An 18602-nucleotide genomic window follows, 5' to 3' on the forward strand; every position below is an offset into this window, starting at 1 on the left:
CCAGGGAGCAACCCCATGGGGCCCAGTGCCCGCTATCGCCCCGTAGCCGGCCTGCTCGCCGTTACGGTCATGCTGCTCGTCACCGCCTGTGCCGGCAGTTCCGGCGCACCCCAGGCCGCCGACGCCCCGAAGATCGAGCTCACCGTCGCGACCTTCAACGAGTTCGGGTACGCCGACCTGTACGCCGAGTACGAGGCCCAGCACCCGAACATCACGATCGTCGAGCAGCACGCGAAGACCGTCGACGACCACGTGAAGAACCTGGACGCGAACCTGGCCCGCGGTACCGGGCTGGCCGACATCGAGGCGATGGAGGTCAGCTGGATCTACAAGTACCTGGCCAAGGCGGACAAGTTCGCCGACCTGCGCAAGTACGGCGCGGACGATCTGAAGGACCGCTGGCTGGGCTGGAAACTCGACGGTGCCACCACCACCGACGGGAAGGTCATCGGCTACGGCACGGACATCGGCCCGGAGGCGATCTGCTACCGCCGCGACCTGTTCGCGAAGGCCGGGCTGCCGACCGACCGGGCGCAGGTCGCGAAGCTGTTCGAGGACTGGCCGTCGTACTTCGCGGTCGGCCGGAAGTTCAAGCAACGGGTGCCGGGATCGGCGTGGTACGACTCCGCCGTCCTGACCTGGGAGGCGATGCGGAACCAGCTGATCCAGGCGTACTACTCGAACGAGGACCGCTTCCTCGGCGACGAGAACCCGCTGCTGAAACGCACCTGGGACCAGGTCGTTGCGGGCAGCAAGGACGGGCTGTCGGCGGGGTTGCCGGCCTGGAGCGACGCCTGGAACTCTGCGTTCCGCACCGACAAGTTCGCGACGATGGCCTGCCCGGGCTGGCTGCTCGGCGTGATCCAGGACAACGCGGGCAGCTTCGGCAAGGGCAAGTGGGACGTCGCGGACGTGTTCCCGGGCGGCGGTGGCAACTGGGGCGGGTCGTACCTGACCGTCCCGGTCCAGTCGCAGCATCCCGAGGAGGCCGCCAAGCTCGCCGCCTGGCTGACCGCTCCGGAGCAGCAGGTGAAGGTGTTCAAGACAATCGGCTCGTTCCCGTCGACGCTCGACGCGTACAACGACCCGCAGGTGAAGTCGCAGGTGAACGCGTACTTCAACAACGCACCGGTCGGGCAGATCTTCGTCGACCGCGCGCGCAGCGTGATCCTCAAGCAGCACAAGGGCCCGCGGGACGGCGAGATCAACCAGATCTTCACGGCCGCACTGGCCCGCGTCGACGCGGGCAAGCAGGCACCGGACGCCGCCTGGCGGCAGGCGCTCGCGGAGGCGGACAAGGCGGCGACCGTCCGGGTCGGCAGCTGAGAAGGCCTCTGAGAACGCCTCTGAGAACCCTGCGCCCTCTGAAGATTTCTGCCGACACACCCCGCTTCGGTGGCCAACGACCGACGCGTGATCGACCGGCGAGGTACTACGGTGTGAACGCAGGCCGATCACGGACCGAGGAGGGCCATGAACGAGTCCGGTTCTCCGACGCTGGAGCAGGTCGCGGCGCTCGCCGGGGTGTCCCGGGCGACCGTGTCGCGGGTCGTGAACGGGTCACCGAAGGTGCTGCCGGACACGGTGGCCGCGGTCGAGCAGGCGATCCTCCAGCTCGGCTACGTCCCGAACCGGGCGGCCCGCGCGCTGGTGACCCGGCGTACGGACTCGATCGCGATCGTCGTGCCGGAGCCGGACAGCCGGGTGTTCTCCGACCCGTTCTTCGCCGGCATGCTGAGCGGGGTCAGCCGGACACTGGCGCCGACGCCGTCCCAGCTGGTGCTGCTGATCGAGCCCGCGGAGGCCGATGACCAGCGCCTGCTGCGCTACCTGCGCGGCGGGCACGTGGACGGCGCGATCATCATCAGTCACCACGGCCGCGACAACGTGCTGCAGGAGCTGGCGCTGTTGCCGCTGCCGATCGTGTTCAGCGCGCGGCCGCTCGGTGTCGACGTACCGGTCGCGAGTGTGGACGTGGACAACGTGGCCGGCGCGCGCACCGGCGTCCAGCATCTGCTGGCGATCGGGCGCCGGAAGGTGGCGACGATCGCCGGGCCGCTCGACATGACCGCGGGAATCGACCGGTTGACCGGCTACCAGGAAGTGATGAAGGAGGCCGGGCTGCCCGCGATGATCGGGTACGGCGACTTCACCGCGGACGGCGGCGAGCACGCGACGCAGCGGCTGCTGGACGAGCACCCTGACCTGGACGGACTGTTCGTGGCCTCCGACCTGATGGCGACGGCCGCGCTCCGGGTCCTCTCGCAGCGCGGCCGGCGGGTCCCCGCCGATGTCGCCGTGGTCGGCTTCGACGACTCGGTGCTGGCCACGACGACCACTCCCAAACTCACCACGGTCCGGCAGCCGGTGGAGCAGCTGGGCGCCCGGCTGGCCGAGATCCTGCTCGCGAAGATCGCCGGCGCCGACCACCACGATGCCGAGATCTACAGCACCGAACTGATCGTTCGCGACTCCGCCTGACACTGGGAACCGCCCAGGGCGGGGCTTTCTTTCGCCCTGCGCGCAGCAAGTGGACCTGACCACTTGTTGACACTTTCGCTGGACATGAGCGCAACACCTGCCTATTCTCTCTCATCATTGGTCCGTACCAGTTGGACACGGTGGAGAGATGATGATGTCAGAGCGGGCCGAGCAGCCGAAGTACGAGCAGGTTGCCGACGAGATCGCGCGGCGGGCGGGGGAGCTGCAGGCGCACGACCACCTGCCGTCGGAACGTGACCTGATGCAGCAGCTCGACGTCAGCCGGATGACCGTCCGGCGCGCGATCGAGCAGCTGGTACGGCGCGGGCTGGTCTACCAGGTGCACGGGTCCGGGACGTTCGTCGCCGACCCGGACGTGGTCACGAAGACGCTCCGGCTGACCAGTTTCACCGAGGACATGCAGCAGCGCGGCCTGACACCGTCCACGACGGTTCTCGGTACGGCGGTGCAGCCGGCCACCGAGGACGTCGCCCGGCGCCTCCGGATCGAGCCAGGCGCCGACGTACTCGTGCTGAGCCGGCTGCGGTCGGCCGACGGTACGCCGATGGCGCTGGAGTCGGTGCACCTGCCGGCGATGGGGACGGACTGGTCGACATTCGACCCGACCGCCTCGCTGTACGCGCAGATGAGCGCGGCCGGGATCACCGTGGAGCGGGCCGCGCAGTCCATCCACGCCGTCAACCTCGACCGCGACCAGGCGTACCACCTCGACCAGGCGGTCGGCGCGGCTGCGTTGCAGGTCACCCGGGTCAGCTACACCGAGGCCGGTGTACCGGTGGAGATCGCGGAGACGATCTACCGCGGCGACCGGTACGGCTACGACGTGGTGATCAACCGGGCGGCGCAGTGACTTCTGGGATCCTGGTCGCTGACATCGGCGGTACGAAGATCGCGGCCGCGCGGGTCGACTCAGCTGGCGTACTGGCGAGCGAGATCCGGCAGGTGCCTACGCCTGCTGGTGTCGTAGACGCGGTCGTCAAACTGCTCGCAGAGCTGCGGGAGACCGGGGACGTGGCAGTCGCGATCGCGGCCGCGGGTGTCGTCGACGTCGCCGGCGGGAAGGTCCTCACCTCGACCAGCAGCATCAGCGGCTGGGGCGGCACGCCGCTCGCGGACCTCGTCTCCGAGCGGCTCGGCCTGCCGGTGTGGGTGATCGGCGACGGCAACGCATTCGGCATCGGGCTGTCGATCGAGTACGGCGTACCCGATCTGCTGGCCCTGGTCGCTGGGACCGGCGTCGGCGGCAGCCTGATCCTGAACGGCGAGCCGGTCCTCGGCGCGCACCACGCCGGCGGGCACTTCGGCCACGTGGTCGCCGCCGAGGCAGCTGGAATGCCCTGTCCCTGTGGGCGGATCGGCCACCTCGAAGCGGTGGCCAGCGGCTACGGGATCCTCGCCTGGTATCACGCGCAGGGCGGCGATCCCACCGTGGCGACGACCCGCGACCTGGCCCGCCGTACCGACGAACTCGCCCTGGCGGCCCTGCGGACCGGCGGTACGGCGTTGGGTGCCGCGGCGGCCGGTCTGGTGAACGCGATCGATCCGCAGCTCGTCGTCGTCGCGGGCAGTGTCGCCCGCGCGGGCGAGGTGTGGGAGTCGGCGCTGCGGACGGCGTACCGGGACGGGCTGATCCCGGCGGTCGCGGCGACCCGGCTCGAGGTGTCCGGCGGCGGTGCGGAGACGGCGCTGCGCGGTGCAGCCCATTACGTGACGAGGAGGATGACGGCATGATCGCGCGTACTGGGGGTACGGCGCTCGCCGCGCTCGAGGGCAAGCTGGTGGTCTCCTGCCAGGCGTACCCGGGCGAGCCGATGCGGTCGCCGGCCATTATGGCGGCGGTCGCCCAGGCTGTCGTGCAAGGTGGTGCGTACGGCGTCCGGGCGCAGGGCATCCAGGACCTGAAGGCGATCCGCCCGCTGGTGGACGTCTGCCTGATCGGCCTGGTGAAACGTGGCTCCGACGGCGTCTTCATCACGCCGACGGTCGCGGACGCGGTCGACTGCGTCACCGCCGGAGCGGACATCGTCGCGCTCGACGGCACCGCACGGGAGCGGCCGGACGGGCAGCCGCTGGCCGCGAGCATCGCCGCCGTTCACGAACGCGGCGCCTTGGTGATGGCCGACTGCGGGAGCCTGGACGACGCGCTGTACAGCGTCGACGCCGGCGCGGACTGTGTCGGCACCACCCTCGCCGGCTACACCGGCGCCCGCCCGGTGAGCCGCGGCCCCGACCTCGAACTCCTCGCCGAACTCGTTGGCGACGTCAACGTTCCGGTACTCGCCGAGGGCCGGATCCGGAATCCCCAGGACGCCCAGGCCTGCCTGACCGCCGGCGCGTACGCCGTCGTCGTCGGCACCGCGATCACCCACCCGGCCCGAATCACCCGCACGTTCGTCGACCAACTCCACGCCTGACCGCGCGCCCGCACACGGTCCCTAGGGTGGGTCGTTCTCGAACTGGAACTGCACGCGGATCGAGTCGTCCAGTGGTACGACGACCGTGGTGTTGGAGGCGGTCCAGACGTGGGGGACGAGGAAGAGGCGGTCTTTGCCGACGACGAGGAGGCGGAGGCCGCGGTAGCGGTAGCGGAAGGTTTGGCCGGCGCTCGGGGTGAGGGCGGTTTCCTCGATGTCGGGTGAGCGGAGAGCGAGCCTTTCCTTGGTGTCGAGGATGACGACCGGGAAGCGGTTCAGGTGGCGGGCGTCGGACTTGGCGAGGCCGCGGCCGGAGTACTGCGCGGTGGTTGCGGTTGCCCAGAACGCGCAGGTCGTGGTGGCGACGGCGAGCAGTGCGACGAGGATGCGTTGCGAGCCGGCGGTGGGGTCGGCTCTGCGGCGCAGGTAGGTGAGGTAGGCAAGCGTCGCGGCGGACAGTCCGATGACGCCGGGGACGATGAGCGCGTAGTACGGGATCCCGCCGATCAGTGGATAGGCGAGCAGGCCGAGTACACCCAGGACCAGCACCAGTACGGCGATCCGCGCGGCCCGGCGTACGGCGACCGTGGCCGGATGGATCGCGTTGTGCAGAAGGAGTCCGGCAACCGCGAGCAGCGTGATCACGAGCAGCGGGACGAGCAACGGCTGGGGGCTGCGCATCACGTAGTCCTGGGTGCTCAACCCGATCGTGTCGACGTCGATCCCGAAGTACTCGTACTGCGACCGCGCCGACACGTACCCGAAGTAGAACAGCAAGGCACTCAGCAACGTCACCGGCGCCACGATCCCGGCAGCAAAACTCACCCACCGCTCGGCCTGTGACCGCTCGTCCGCCATTGTTCAGCTCGTCGGGGTTTCAGTGGGTTGGGCGGTCAAGGTGATCTGGCTGCCACCCAGGGACTTGAGCTTCTCGCACAGGGTTTCGGTGTCGCAGGTCGCGGTGGCTGGAATGACCAGCGTGGCGGCGCCTTCGGGGGCGACCTGTTTGAAGCCGACCCAGCATTGCGGGAGGCCCTGGGAGGTCCACAGCAGTCCCTCGCAGGACTGGGCGTCGGCCGGGCAGCCGGTCTGGTCGGGTTCGAAGATGCCGGCCGGGTTGAACGCGGGCGTACCGAGTTTGATCGTGACGCCGCTGGGGATGTCTCCGGCCAGCCAGCTGATCGGGTTGCAGGTCGAGCCTCCTTCCGGTATTCCTCCGATCGGGAGCGACGCGATCTCGATGGAAGGCTTGTTCTGTTGCGATTGCGCTGGCTCGGTGCCGGTCGGCTCCGGGACCGGTTCGCTGGTGCCGCCGGGGGTGCCGACCGTCGCCGGTGGCGCCGTACCGCCGTCACCGGACGTGCCGGAGCACCCCTGCACCAGCAGAATGAGTACGGAAACCGTCACAGCCCAGAAGCGCATGACGACCACCCCCAGGACAAGGATGACCCTGCGTGCAGATCACGACAACCTTTCGTGCACTCTCCGCTGCGACGGACGCCGAACCGTGGTATCTCTGAGTGATAGGGGGCGCCGATGACTGACCACGAGATCCGGATTGCTCTGGTACTGAACGGGGGCGTCAGTCTGGCGGTCTGGATGGGTGGGGTGACGCACGAGCTGGACCTGATCCGGCGGGCGTCCGGCAGGTCCGGCGCGCCCGGGCCGCAGCGGTACGACGCGGTGATCGCGGACCGGTGGCGGGAGCTGTGCCGGCGCGGGGACGAGCAGCGGCGGATCGTGGTGGACGTGATCGCGGGGACGAGCGCCGGCGGGCTGAACGGGTCCTTGCTGGCGACCGCGATCGCGAACGGGTCGACGCTCGACCCGGACAGCGAGAACGGGCCTTGGCTGCGGCAGAAGTGGGTCGCGCTCGGGTCGCTCGACGTCGGCAAGCTGGTGCCGTCCGCGGGCGTGAAGTCGCCGTCGGTGCTCGACGGCAAGTACTTCCTCCGCCAGGTCGAGGGGCTGCTCAAGGACGTCGCCGACGCCGGCCAGAGCGCCGCCGAGGAGCCGGTGACGTTATTCGTGACGGCGTCCGGTCTGGGCGTGCAGCAGTTCGAGGCGAAGGACGCAGCCGGACAGGCGTTCGTCGTACCGGATCATCGGTATCTGTACGGCTTCACGAGCGAGGATGCGCCGACGTACGACGGGGTGCGGCGGAAGTTCGTCACCGAGGACAAGAACGCGCTGAAGGACACCGAGCTGCTGGCGCGCGCGGCGCGGGCGTCCGCGTCGTTCCCGGCCGCGTTCGGTCCGGTACTGGAGACGCCGGAGCTGGCCGCGCAACCGCCGCGGCTGCGCCCCGGTCCGGCCGAGGCCGGCGCCTGGCTGATCGACGGCGGCGTCCTCGACAACGCGCCGTTCGGGCCGGTGCTCGACGTCGTGGCCCGGCGTCCCGTCGTCGGCAAGGCGACCCGCTACGTGCTGTACGTCGTACCGTCCGCGGGGATCGGGCACGCGTCGACCGCGCTGCCCGCGGCGAAGGAGCCGAGCTGGCGGGTGTCGGCGCTGTCCGCGGTGCAGTTCCCGCGCGAGGTGGACTTCCGTTCGGACGTCGAGCAGCTCGAACGCCTGCTGCTGGAGGCGGACGCGTCCTGGTCCGACACCCAGCGGCTCTTCGACCGTTGCCTGGAGCAACCGGACGAGCGGACCCGGCTGCGGGCGGCGGCCGCGGCGCTGCAACCGGCGTACTGCCGGGGCCGCGCGGCCGGTGGGGTGTGGGAGGCCGTGACGATCGCGAGCCACGACCAGTCGACCGTGCTGGACGCCGCGACCGCGCTGTCGGAGTCCGAGATCGACGAGGTACTGCGCACCGAGCACCTGTGGGTCCCCGGGCCGGACGGCTCGACCGCCGTGCTGCACGAGGAGGCCGACGGCAAGCCGAGCTGGTGGTGGGGGACCGGTTCGGCGGAGCGGATCGTCCGGTTGATCCTGCGGTCGTTGCGGACCCGGATCAGCGCGGCGCCGCGCGCGGAACGGTCCGGGCTGGAGAGGCGGCTGACCGCGGCGAGCGACTGCCTGCTGAAGGTCCAGGCCGTCCGCGACGCACTCGACGTACAGCTGGCGGCCGCGGATCTCGACCTGCGACCGGCCGGCGGGGCCGAAGCGGTCGCGGTCGGGCTGAACGACATCTTCGAGCAGTTGCAGATCCAGCGCACCCTCGGCGACACGTTCGCCGCCCTGATCAAGAGCGTCGGCCAGGAGTTGGTGGACATCGCGCTCGAGGTCGAGATCGTGTCCCGGTGTACGTCGGCGCGGACGCCGGAGCAGCGCAGTGCGCCGTTCCAGTTCCTCCGGCTCGGGCCGGACATCCCGCTGGCGGTGCTCGACGACCTGCAGGAAGGGTCGATCGCGAACGAGCTGAACGACCGCATCCTGTACGGCAGCCAGGTCGGGCACTTCGGCGCGTTCGGTGCCGCGGACTGGCGGCGGTGGGACTGGCTGATGGGCCGGCTGCACTGCGTCGCGCACCTCGGCGCGATGCTCGGCGCGGACGCGGACTGGATCCGCGAGACCCAGCACCAGGTGCTGCAGGCCGAGGGCTGGCAGCTGGACGCGGTCGCCGAGCGGATCGAGCGGCTGGCCAGGGACTTCCCGGCCGACGCCGGGATGAACGCGTTGCTGACGATGCGGGACGAGCTGAACGCGTCACCCGAGGGCCGCGCGATCACGAAGGGGCTCGCGGACCGGATGGTCGACGTGTCGGGCGGTCTCGGTCCACAGGTCGGCGACTGGGTGAAGGCGACCGCCGGGCGGAAGAACCGGCCCGGCTCGTGGCTGCTGCGGACGGCCCGCTGGTTCACCGAACCGGCCCGGCAGGCGGTGTGGGAGCGGACCGTTCGCGGCGCCAAGGTGACTCCCGCGCAACGGCCGCCGATCTTCGAGCCATGGTTGCCCCTGGCAACAGCTGCGCTGGGGATCGTCCTGCTGGTGGTCGCCGGCGCGGTCGGCCCGCTCCGGCTGATCGCCGCCGTACTGGCCGGCGCGATCCTCGCACTCAGTGCCGTCCTCGGCGCGATCACCTGGTACGTCCGCCGCACCCGTCGCCGGATCCGTACGTGGCTGGAGAAGCGGATGCCGGAGATCAGTCCAGCGTCACGAAATCGATGAGCTCCTCGACGCGGCCGAGCAGGGCCGGGTCGAGGTCGGCGAAGCTGTTCACCTTCGACAGGATGTGTTTCCAGGCGGCGGCGACGTCGGCCTGGTCGGTGGCCGGCCAGCCGAACGACTGCAGCACGCCCTTCTTCCAGTCCTGCCCGTGCGGGATCTTCGGCCACGCCTTGATCCCGACCGACGACGGCTTGACCGCCTCCCAGATGTCGATGAACGGGTGCCCGACGACCAGGACGTAGCGGTTGCTGACCTGCGCCGCGATCTTCGACTCCTTCGAGCCTTCGACCAGGTGGTCGACGAGTACGCCGAGCCGCCGGCCGGGGCCGGGCTGGAACCGGTTGACGATCTCGACCAGGTCGTCGACGCCTTCGAGGTACTCGACCACGACGCCCTCGATCCGCAGGTCGTCGCCCCAGACCCGCTCGACCAGCTCGGCGTCGTGCCGGCCCTCGACGTAGATCCGGCTGGCCCGCGCCACCTTCGCCCGGACGTTGCCGACCGCGACCGAACCGGACGCGGTCCGGGTCTTCTTCGCCTGGCCGGCCTTCTTCGGCGGCTTCAGGCTGACCGGCTTCCCGTCCAGCCAGAACCCCGGCCCGAGCGGATAGGTACGGATCTTCCCGTGCCGGTCCTCGAGATCGACGACGCCGTGCTCCCAGCGCACGATCGCCCCGACGAACCCCGAGCTGGGCTCCTCGACGACCATCCCCTTCTGGATCTCGACCTCGACGGTCCGCCCGTTCTTGGGCTTGCGCCAGTCACCCGCGAGTACGTCGTTCCCATACCTGTCGGCCACCCGCCCATGCTAATAAGTGGGAGCCGCATGCGCGGCCGTCGACTGGCGGTTCGGCGCGGTGAGTGTGAGGACGAAGTACGCGAGGAATCCGGCGGCGATGCCGACGGCCCACGAGTAGTCGTAGAGCGGTTTGAGGAACGGGATCAGGCCGTGCTGGGGGAACGGGCCGGCGCCCGGGTCAGAGTGCGCGCCGCCGACCGCGAGCAGGGAGCCGAACAGGGTCGCGACGACGGCGCGCCAGTTCCAGCCGGCCGAGTACCAGTAGCGGCCGTCCGGTGTGTAGAGGTCCGCGAGTTGCAGGTGCGTACGGTCGATCACCCAGTACCCGGCGACCAGTACGCCGGCCACCGACGCGAGCAGGCCGCCGTAGAACGACAGCCAGACGAAGATGTAGATCGACGGGTCCGAGATCAGCCGCCAGGGCTGGATGACGATCCCGATCACGCCGGTGACCAGGCCCGCGGTCCGGAAGTTCAGCCAGCGCGGCACCGCGTTCGCGAAGTCGTACGACGGACTCACCACGTTCGCCGCGACGTTGCAGGACATCGTCGCGAGGATCGCCATCACCAGGCCGATCGTGACGATCACCGGGTTCTGGAACCGGCGGGTGAGCTCGACCGGGTCCCAGATCGCCGAGCCGTACAGCACCACGGTGCCGGACGTGGTGATGATCGAGACCAGCGCGATGAACGACATCGTGGTCGGCAGGCCGATCACCTGGCCCCACACCTGCGCCCGCTGGCCCTTCCCGAACCGGGTGAAGTCCGGCATGTTCAGCGACAGCGTCGCCCAGAACGCGATCATGCCCATCAACGACGGCGCGAAGATCTTCCAGAAGTCCGGTCCCCAGCCGAGCTTCGACGGCTGCGACAGGATCGGGCCGAAGCCGCCGGCCTTCACCAGGATCGCCACCATCAGCGCCACGAACGCGATCGTCACCAGCGGCGCAGCCCAGTTCTCGAACCGCCGCAGGCCCTCGATCCCGCGGAAGATCAGCACCATCTGCAGGGTCCAGAAGAACAGGAAGCTCACCCACATCGTCCACGGGTGGCCGCCGATCGCCGACGCCCCGGTCCAGCCCTTGCCGAACAGCTCGCCGACGATCACGAAGATCGCCTGGCCGCCGATCCAGGTCTGGATCCCGAACCAGCCGCAGGCGATGAAGGCCCGCAGCAGCGCCGGAAAGTTCGCGCCGCGGACGCCGTAGAACGCCCGCGCGAAGACCGGGAACGGGATGCCGTACTTCGTACCGGCGTGACTGTTCAGCAGCAGCGGGACCAGGACGATCAGGTTCCCGAGGGTGATCGTGAGGAACGCCTGCAGCCAGTTCATCCCGAGCGCGACCAGCCCGGCCGCGAGCAGGTAGCTGGGGATGTTGTGCGCCATCCCCATCCAGAGCGCGGCGTAGTTGTACGTCGTCCAGGTCCGCTCGGGCAACCGCGTCGGCGCGAGTTCGGCGTTCGCGTACCGGCTGTCCTTGAGTGCTTGCGGATCGGTCAGCTCGACACGTCCGTCGGGGTGAACGGTTTGCACAAGCGTGGTCATGGGGCCTCCCGGTCTGGACTGAGGAGCGGAGGGAGCGAAGCGACCGGAGCGACGAGGGAAGACCGGGAGTTAGAGCCCCATGACCCGCCGCGACGGAGTCGCGGCATCAATAGAGCCATGAGGTCCACCCCATTCGGTCCGGCGATGTCCGTTCCGAACAAGTTGCGGGACGGGATGACCTCATGTCAACGGACAACTACCGAAAGGCTTTATCCGGGGCCGAGGAGCGGGAGGCTCGGGCGTTTCGGTGTGCCGAGGGCCGCGTAGCCGCGGCGGATCGCGTCCTGGAGTTTGTCGACCGGCCACGGCCAGTCCTCGGTGTGCTCGAGCGCGTCGTCCAGCGACGTACCGGCGTGGTGCAGCGTCGAGATCGTGTTCGCGACCCTGCCGAGCTCGATCGCCTGGTCGCGGGCGAACTCGAGGTCGACGACGGCGCCGTGGCCGGGGACGATCCGCACGCCCAGCGGCATCATCCCGACCACGGCCTGGATGGTGTCCGGCCATTCGAGCGGGAACGAGTCCTCGCCGTACGACGGCGGCGCCGACTCCTCGAGCAGGTCGCCGACGAAGAACACCTCGACATCCGGTACGGCGACCACCGTGTCGCCGGAGGTGTGCCCGTTGCCGACGTGCAGCAGCTCGACGCGGCGGTCGCCGAGGTCGACCACCTTCGCGGCGGCGAACGTCGTACCGGCGAGGTTCTGCTCGGTGGCGGCGTTCTCGTGCAGGTAGACCTCCGCGTCGGTGAAGACGCTGTTGCCGACCACGTGGTCGAAGTGCGCGTGGGTGTTGACGACCCACTTCACCGGGAGGCCGGTGAGCTCGCGGATGTGGTCGCGGAGCTGCTCGGCCTCCTCGGCGGTCGCGCGGGTGTCGATCACCAGGGCGCCGTCCGCGCCGACGACCAGGCCGACGTTCAGGTCCCATTCGTCGTACCGGCGAACCCACGTACGGTCGCCGAGCTCCGTCCAACTCATGCGCTCGACAGTACTTGCCGTCGTTATTTGCCGAGTACGTCGCCCCTCGCGACCTGGTCCCGCTTGACGCCGCGGAGCAGCAGGCCCACGTTGTCGCCGGGCTTCGCGGTCTGCACGATCTTGCGGAACATCTCGACGCCGGTCACCTCGACCTGCAGGAGCGGCTGCCCGGCGCGGCTGATCAGCACCTGCTCGCCGACCGAGACCGTCCCGGTCCGCACCCGCCCGGTGACCACGGTCCCGCGTCCGGCGATCGAGAACACGTCCTCGACCGTCATCCCGAACGACCCCACCGGCAGGGTGTCCTGCGGCCGCTCGGGAAAGCTGTTCGGCTGCGCGTGCCCACGCGCCAGCAGCTCCTGCGGATCCATCGGATTCGACCGCTTCCAGAACTTCCAGCCCATGTGGTGAGAGTAGTGCTTGGCAAGCCCTCTCCCGCCGATTTAAGGTCGCAAGTGTTCCGATCGGAACTCCGGAACTTTCGAAGGGTGGCCGGTGTGACGACACGACGTGCGGTTGTGGTCCGGGGTGGCTGGGAAGGGCACTCCCCGGTCGAGGCGACCGATCTGTTCATCCCGTACCTGGAGGCGAACGGGTTCGAGGTGACGGTCTCCGACTCGACCGCGGCGTACCTCGAACTCGACGGCGTCGACCTGGTGCTGCAGTGCGTGACGATGAGCGAGATCGAGCCCGAGCACTTCAAGGGCCTGGAGGCGGCGATCCGGCGCGGTACCGGGTTCGCCGGCTGGCACGGCGGGATCGCGGACTCGTTCCGCAAGAACGTCGACTACAGCTTCATCACCGGCGGGCAGTTCATCTCGCACCCGCACGGCTTCACCGACTACCGCGTCGACATAATTGCCGACCATCCGATTGTCGACGGCATCACGCACTTCGACGTGCACACCGAGCAGTACTACATCCACTACGACCCGACGAACACCGTGCTCGCCACGACGACGTTCCAGTCGCACCCGGACTACCCGTGGATCGAGGGCGCCGTGATGCCGGCGATCTGGACCCGTACCTGGGGTGAGGGCAACGTCTTCGTCTGCACGGTCGGGCACAAGCTGGACGATCTGGAGACACCCGAGGTACGGACGATCATCGAGCGGGGGCTGCTGTGGGCGAGCAAGTGACGAACGTCGGCATCGTCGGTACGGGTGTCATCTCGGGCACCTACCTGGACCACCTGGCCAAGCTTCCGGGCGTCGACGTGGTCGCGGTCGCCGACCTCGACCGGAGCCGCGCGGCGGCCATCGCGGACACGAACGACGGCATCCGCGCGCTCACCCCCGACGAGCTGTACGCGGTTGACGACATTCAGATTGTCGTCAATCTGACGATCCCCGCGGCGCACGCCCCGGTGCACCAGGCCGCGATGGAGGCCGGCAAGCACGTGTACGGCGAGAAGCCGCTGGCCGTCGACCGGGCGGAGGCGGAGCCGCTGCTCAAGTACGCGACTGTCAACAATCTGCGGATCGGCTGCGCGCCGGACACCGTCCTCGGGACCGGTACCCAGACCGCGCGGGCAGTGATCGACCGCGGCGACATCGGCGTACCGCATGCCGCGACCGCGTCGTTCGTGACGCCCGGGCACGAGCTGTGGCACCCGGCGCCCGAGTTCTACTACCAGCCCGGCGGCGGACCGGTCCTCGACATGGGGCCGTACTACGTGACCAGCCTGGTCACGCTCCTCGGTCCGGTACGCCGGGTCACCGCGCGGGCGGGGCAGTCCAAGCAGCAGCGGCAGATCCACACCGGTCCGCGGGCCGGTACGACGTTCGGTGTCGAGGTGCCGACCCACGTCACCGGCGTACTCGAGCACGAGTCCGGGGCGCTGACCACGGTGGTGATGTCGTTCGACGTCTGGGCGGCCCGGCTGCCGCGGATCGAGGTGCACGGAACCGAGGGCAGCCTGTCGGTGCCGGACCCGAACGGGTTCGACGGCACTGTCGAGATCGCGACCTCGAAGCAGCGCGAGTGGACCGAGGTCCCGGTCGCCGGCGGGTACGCCGGGGCAGGTCGTGGGGTCGGCGTCGCGGACATGGCGCGGGCCTTGCGGACCGGTCAGCCGCACCGCGCCGACGGCGCTCTCGCCTATCACGTGCTCGACGTACTGGAGACGCTGGTCGAGGCCGCGGTACAGGATCAGCCCCTTGATGTGGCCAGTACCGTGACGCGTCCGGCGCCCGTTCCGTTGGGAGCGTCGCCCGAGACCGCCTAGACTGGCACTCTGAACGACTGAGTGCCAGTTGTGAGTGACGTGGTCCGAGAGGGTGGTGTGCGCGTGCTGGACGACCGCAAGCTGGATGTGCTCCGCGCCATTGTCGAGGACTACGTCGCGACCCATGAGCCGATCGGGTCGAAGGCACTGGTCGACCGGCACAATCTCGGTGTCTCACCGGCCACCGTGCGCAACGACATGGCGGCGCTGGAGGAGGAGGGGTACATCACCCAGCCGCACACCAGCGCCGGCCGGATCCCGACCGACGCGGGGTACCGGTTGTTCGTCGACAAGCTGAGCACGGTCAAGACGCTGTCGACGGCGGAGAAGAAGGCGATCACGTCGTTCCTGGCCGGTGCGGTGGACCTGGACGACGTGGTCCGGCGTACCGTCCGGCTGCTCGCCCAGATCACCCGCCAGGTCGCCATCGTGCAGTACCCGTCGCTGAACCGGTCGAGCGTGCGGCACATCGAGGTCGTCACAATGAGCCCGCGGCGACTACTGCTGGTGCTGATCACCAGCAACGGCCGGGTCGAGCAGCGGATCGTCGAGCACCCGCACGACGTCGACGAGCACCTGACCGCGGACCTGCGGTCCCGGCTGAACACCACGCTCGCCGGTCAGCGCCTGACCGACGCGGCCACGGCGCTGGCCGGCCTGCCCGAGCTGTTCGCACCGGCGGACCGCTCGCTGGTCGCGTCGATCGTCACGACGCTGTTCGAGGCGTTCACCGACGAGGTCGGCGAGCAGCGGATCGCGGTCGGCGGCGCCGCCAACCTGACCCGGTACGGCGACGACTTCGAGCGGAACGTGAAGCCGGTGCTGGAGGCCCTCGAGGAGCACGTCATCCTGCTCAAGCTGCTCGGCGAGGCGACCAACCCGCAGACGCTGACCGTCCGGATCGGCCACGAGAACCCGTTCGAGGAGCTTGCCACCACCTCGGTGGTCGCGACCGGGTACGGGTCGAACCCGGAGGTCCTCGCCACCCTCGGCATCGTCGGACCGACACACATGGACTACCCGAGCACGATGGGCGCGGTGCGAGCCGTCGCGCGCTACGTCAGCCAGATTCTGGCCGAATCCTAACGATTACAACCCCTGGTCTGGAGTATGAGCACCGATTACTACGCCGTCCTAGGTGTCAGCCGTGACGCGTCACCGGACGAGATCAAGAAGGCGTACCGCAAGCTGGCCCGCCAGTACCACCCGGACGTGAACGACTCCGAGGACGCGCACCAGAAGTTCCAGGAGATCGGGCGCGCCTTCCAGGTGCTCAGCGACCCGCAGAAGCGGCAGATGCACGACCTCGGCGGCGACCCGTTCGCGTCCGCGGCCGGCGGGCCGGGCGGCGCCGCGGGCTTCGGGCAGGCGTTCACGTTCACCGACATCATGGACGCGTTCTTCGGGCAGACCGGCGGCGCGACCCGCGGGCCGCGGCCGCGGACCCGGCGCGGTCAGGACGCGCTGATCCCGCTGCGGATCGACCTGGCCGAGGCGGCCTTCGGTACGACGCGGGAGCTCAAGGTCGACACCGCCGTACTGTGCCCGACCTGCAGTGGGTCGGGCGCGGCGGCCGGGTCCGACCCGGTGACCTGCGAGATCTGTCACGGGCGCGGTGAGGTGACGCACACGCAGCGGTCGTTCCTCGGCGAGGTGCGGACGATGCGCCCCTGCCCGAACTGCCGCGGCTACGGCACCACGATCCCGAACCCGTGCGTCGAGTGCGCCGGCGACGGGCGGGTGCGCTCCCGGCGTACGGTCACCGTGAAGATCCCCGGCGGTGTCGACAGCGGGACGCGCGTGCAGCTGTCCGGTCAGGGCGAGGTCGGCCCCGGCGGCGGCCCGGCCGGCGACCTGTACGTCGAGATCGAGGTCGAGCCGCACGACATCTTCACCCGGAACGGTGACGACCTGCACTGCACGGTCACGCTGCCGATGACGGCGGCCGCGCTCGGTACGACGATCGACCTGCCGACGCTGGAGGGCGAGACGACCCCGCTGGAGATCCGGCCCGGTACGCAGTCCGGTACGACGCAGACGCTGACCGCCCGCGGTGTCCCGCGGCTGCGGCACGCCGGGCGCGGCGACCTGATCGTCCAGGTGATCGTCGAGACTCCCACCAAGCTCGACGACGCCCAGGCCGACCTGCTCCGCCAGCTGGCCGTCGCCCGCGACGAGGAACGCCCCCAGGGCCAGGTCCAAGCCGCCCACAAGGGCGTCTTCGGCCGCCTCCGCGACGCCTTCGGCACCCACTGACCACCCGCCTCCGGCGCGCGGGACAACCCTCCAGCTCAGGGGTTGCCCACTGAAATGGTGCCTTGCCTGCTGAGATTCTCGGTGGGCAACCCACCAGTTCAGCGGGCAACCCCGGACGGAGGGCGTGAGATCCTGGGCCGGCTCGTGGTGGTTGGGTGAGGGAGGTGGGTCGGTGGGTGTCGCGGTGTTCTTTCGCGCTGGACTCGGCGGGGACGAGCTGGTGCTGGACGGGGCCGAAGGGCGGCATGCGGCCGTCGTACGGCGGATCGGTCCTGGGGAGCGGGTTCGCCTGACGGACGGGCGCGGAGCCTGGGCCGAAGGGTCCGTGGTTGCCGCATCCAAGGCCGGCGTGACCGTGGCTGTGGACGAGCGAGGGGAGACGCCGGCGGCGGACCCGCGGGTGGTTGTGGTGCAGGCGGTGCCCAAGGGGGAGCGGGCCGAGCTGGCGGTGGAGATGCTGACGGAGGTCGGCGCCGACGTGATCGTGCCGTGGAACGCGGAGCGCAGCCAGTTCCGGGCGATCCCGGAGCGGGTCGAGAAGATGCTCGCGAAATGGCAGGCCTGGGCGTTCGAGGCGAGCAAGCAGTCCCGGCGGACCTGGTTCGCCGAGGTCGCGCCGCTCGCCTCGACAGCCGATGTCGCCGGGTTGCTGGCCGCCGCCGCGCTCCCCGTCGTACTGCACGAGGAAGCCACTGTCCCGTTGGCTTCACTCGAGGTGCCGGCCGCCGGCGACATCGTCCTGGTCATCGGCCCGGAGGGCGGCATCGCACCCACCGAACTGAAGACCTTCGACGCCACGCCGATCCGGCTCGGCGACACCGTCCTCCGGACCTCGACCGCCGGCGTCGCAGCCACCGCCGCCCTGCTCGCGAAATCCCGCTGGCGCTAGCCGCCCACGCCCGCGCGGACGGCTAGCTGGTACGCCGTCAGCAGCTCCGGGTCGTCGATGCTGCCGTGGTGGTGGACCTGTTGCCACGCGCCGCCGTACGTGAAGATCCTGGTCGTCCGGATCCGGAGCGGTCGGTCGCCGAGGTACGTCCCGGTCTCGCGCCCGGCGAACACCACCGAGTCGCCCAGCCAGTACGTCGCCGCGTCGCCGAACGTCACCTGGACGTCCAAGGTCCCGGCAAACACCTTCGCGTACAGTTCCCGCACCGCGTCCCGCCCCCGCAGGATCCCGCCGACCGGATTGTTCAGCTGTACCAGCGGATCGTCCGCCCATCCGGCGACCAGCGTCTCCAGATCCTTGCTGTTCAGCGCGTAGTAGAACGTCTCCAACGCCGCGAGTGCCCCGGCCCGCCCCGGCGCCCGGACGTCCTCCGTCCGTCGCCGCGCATCCGGCCCGAACCCGTAGTCGGTCCGTTCGATCATCGCCAGCACCTCGCTAAGCTGTTAGACAGGAACCGAACACAACTGTACGACAAGGATCGAACACTATGGCCGTCGAGTCCGGCAGAGCCCGCACGCTCACGCACGTCGACCCCGCCGAGGTGACGCTCCAGTCCGCTCTGGACGCCCTCGCCGACCCGGTCCGCCGCTGCATCCTCCGCGACCTCGCCGCGCACCCCGACTGGACCCGCCCGTGCGGAACCTTCGACCTCCCGGTCAAGAAGGCCACGGCCAGCCACCACTTCTCGGTGCTGCGCTCCGCCGGCCTGATCGAGCAACGCGACGAAGGTGCCCGCCGGCTGAACCGCCTCCGCCGCCCCGAGTTCGAAGCTGTCTTCCCCGGCCTCCTCACGGCCACCATCGACCGCGAAGCAGACTGA

Annotated in this window: 19 protein-coding genes; 12 read left to right on the forward strand and 7 right to left on the reverse strand. The window is 69.8% G+C overall.

Translation table 11 applies throughout. The annotated features are described in order from the left end of the window. The first annotated feature begins 15 nt into the window (after positions 1-15). The 5 genes from JOF29_RS37130 to JOF29_RS37150 all read left to right on the forward strand — a co-directional run bounded on the left by JOF29_RS37130 (position 16) and on the right by JOF29_RS37150 (position 4916). Positions 16-1326 carry an ABC transporter substrate-binding protein gene (locus tag JOF29_RS37130; protein WP_209699006.1) on the forward strand — a complete coding sequence of 437 codons (1311 nt, stop codon included), beginning with the start codon at positions 16-18 and terminating at the stop codon, positions 1324-1326. Positions 1327-1473: 147 nt separating this feature from the next. Then, positions 1474-2481: a LacI family DNA-binding transcriptional regulator gene (locus JOF29_RS37135; protein ID WP_209699007.1), complete on the forward strand. Its 1008-nt coding sequence runs from the start codon at positions 1474-1476 to the stop codon at positions 2479-2481. A 148-nt stretch (positions 2482-2629) separates the two neighbouring features. Continuing rightward, entirely contained in the window at positions 2630-3352 is a 723-nt protein-coding gene (locus JOF29_RS37140; protein ID WP_209699008.1) for a GntR family transcriptional regulator, read from the forward strand. Next, positions 3349-4233, forward strand: a complete 885-nt coding sequence (locus JOF29_RS37145; protein ID WP_209699009.1) for an ROK family protein — start codon at positions 3349-3351, stop codon at positions 4231-4233. Before JOF29_RS37140 ends, JOF29_RS37145 begins: the two co-directional genes overlap by 4 nt. Then, on the forward strand, positions 4230-4916 hold the full coding sequence (locus JOF29_RS37150) for an N-acetylmannosamine-6-phosphate 2-epimerase (RefSeq protein ID WP_209699010.1): 687 nt from the start codon (positions 4230-4232) through the stop codon (positions 4914-4916). Before JOF29_RS37145 ends, JOF29_RS37150 begins: the two co-directional genes overlap by 4 nt. A 21-nt stretch (positions 4917-4937) precedes the next feature. On the opposite strand, the gene JOF29_RS37155 is transcribed toward JOF29_RS37150, so the two are convergent. Both JOF29_RS37155 and JOF29_RS37160 read right to left on the reverse strand, forming a co-directional pair. Further along, positions 4938-5774, reverse strand: a complete 837-nt coding sequence (locus tag JOF29_RS37155) for a hypothetical protein (protein ID WP_209699011.1) — start codon at positions 5772-5774, stop codon at positions 4938-4940. A 3-nt stretch (positions 5775-5777) separates the two neighbouring features. After that, a complete protein-coding gene (locus JOF29_RS37160) occupies positions 5778-6338 on the reverse strand; it encodes a hypothetical protein (protein ID WP_209699012.1) in 561 nt (186 codons plus the stop codon). Positions 6339-6452: 114 nt separating this feature from the next. Here JOF29_RS37160 and JOF29_RS37165 point away from each other — a divergent pair, with 114 nt between their 5' ends. Further along, positions 6453-9029 (forward strand): DUF3376 domain-containing protein, encoded by a 2577-nt coding sequence (locus JOF29_RS37165; protein WP_209699013.1) that lies wholly within the window; start codon positions 6453-6455, stop codon positions 9027-9029. Here the strand turns inward: JOF29_RS37165 and JOF29_RS37170 are convergent. The 4 genes from JOF29_RS37170 to JOF29_RS37185 form a co-directional block, all read right to left on the reverse strand. Next, positions 9004-9828, reverse strand: coding sequence for a DUF3097 domain-containing protein (locus tag JOF29_RS37170; RefSeq protein WP_209699014.1), 825 nt, complete (start codon positions 9826-9828; stop codon positions 9004-9006). The genes JOF29_RS37165 and JOF29_RS37170 overlap by 26 nt on opposite strands. Positions 9829-9837: 9 nt before the next feature. Next, positions 9838-11373, reverse strand: coding sequence for an NCS1 family nucleobase:cation symporter-1 (locus JOF29_RS37175; protein WP_209699015.1), 1536 nt, complete (start codon positions 11371-11373; stop codon positions 9838-9840). A 209-nt stretch (positions 11374-11582) separates the two neighbouring features. Then, positions 11583-12350 (reverse strand): MBL fold metallo-hydrolase, encoded by a 768-nt coding sequence (locus JOF29_RS37180; protein WP_209699016.1) that lies wholly within the window; start codon positions 12348-12350, stop codon positions 11583-11585. A gap of 23 nt (positions 12351-12373) precedes the next feature. Beyond that, positions 12374-12754, reverse strand: coding sequence for an EF-Tu/IF-2/RF-3 family GTPase (locus JOF29_RS37185; RefSeq protein ID WP_209699017.1), 381 nt, complete (start codon positions 12752-12754; stop codon positions 12374-12376). A gap of 93 nt (positions 12755-12847) precedes the next feature. Between JOF29_RS37185 and JOF29_RS37190 the strand changes: the two genes are divergently transcribed. From JOF29_RS37190 to JOF29_RS37210, 5 genes are all read left to right on the forward strand, one after another. Beyond that, entirely contained in the window at positions 12848-13489 is a 642-nt protein-coding gene (locus JOF29_RS37190) for a ThuA domain-containing protein (RefSeq protein ID WP_307863884.1), read from the forward strand. Then, positions 13474-14577 carry a Gfo/Idh/MocA family protein gene (locus JOF29_RS37195; protein WP_209699018.1) on the forward strand — a complete coding sequence of 368 codons (1104 nt, stop codon included), beginning with the start codon at positions 13474-13476 and terminating at the stop codon, positions 14575-14577. Before JOF29_RS37190 ends, JOF29_RS37195 begins: the two co-directional genes overlap by 16 nt. Positions 14578-14640: 63 nt before the next feature. Then, positions 14641-15663 carry a heat-inducible transcriptional repressor HrcA gene (hrcA, locus tag JOF29_RS37200; RefSeq protein ID WP_209700205.1) on the forward strand — a complete coding sequence of 341 codons (1023 nt, stop codon included), beginning with the start codon at positions 14641-14643 and terminating at the stop codon, positions 15661-15663. A 24-nt stretch (positions 15664-15687) separates the two neighbouring features. After that, a complete protein-coding gene (dnaJ, locus tag JOF29_RS37205; protein WP_209699019.1) occupies positions 15688-16833 on the forward strand; it encodes a molecular chaperone DnaJ in 1146 nt (381 codons plus the stop codon). A gap of 172 nt (positions 16834-17005) precedes the next feature. Further along, a complete protein-coding gene (locus tag JOF29_RS37210; protein WP_209699020.1) occupies positions 17006-17722 on the forward strand; it encodes a 16S rRNA (uracil(1498)-N(3))-methyltransferase in 717 nt (238 codons plus the stop codon). Here the strand turns inward: JOF29_RS37210 and JOF29_RS37215 are convergent. Beyond that, entirely contained in the window at positions 17719-18204 is a 486-nt protein-coding gene (locus tag JOF29_RS37215; protein ID WP_209699021.1) for a YybH family protein, read from the reverse strand. The genes JOF29_RS37210 and JOF29_RS37215 overlap by 4 nt on opposite strands. A 65-nt stretch (positions 18205-18269) precedes the next feature. Between JOF29_RS37215 and JOF29_RS37220 the strand changes: the two genes are divergently transcribed. Continuing rightward, positions 18270-18602, forward strand: coding sequence for an ArsR/SmtB family transcription factor (locus JOF29_RS37220; protein WP_209699022.1), 333 nt, complete (start codon positions 18270-18272; stop codon positions 18600-18602).

Source organism: Kribbella aluminosa, from assembly GCF_017876295.1.
Taxonomy (GTDB): Bacteria; Actinomycetota; Actinomycetes; order Propionibacteriales; family Kribbellaceae; genus Kribbella; species Kribbella aluminosa.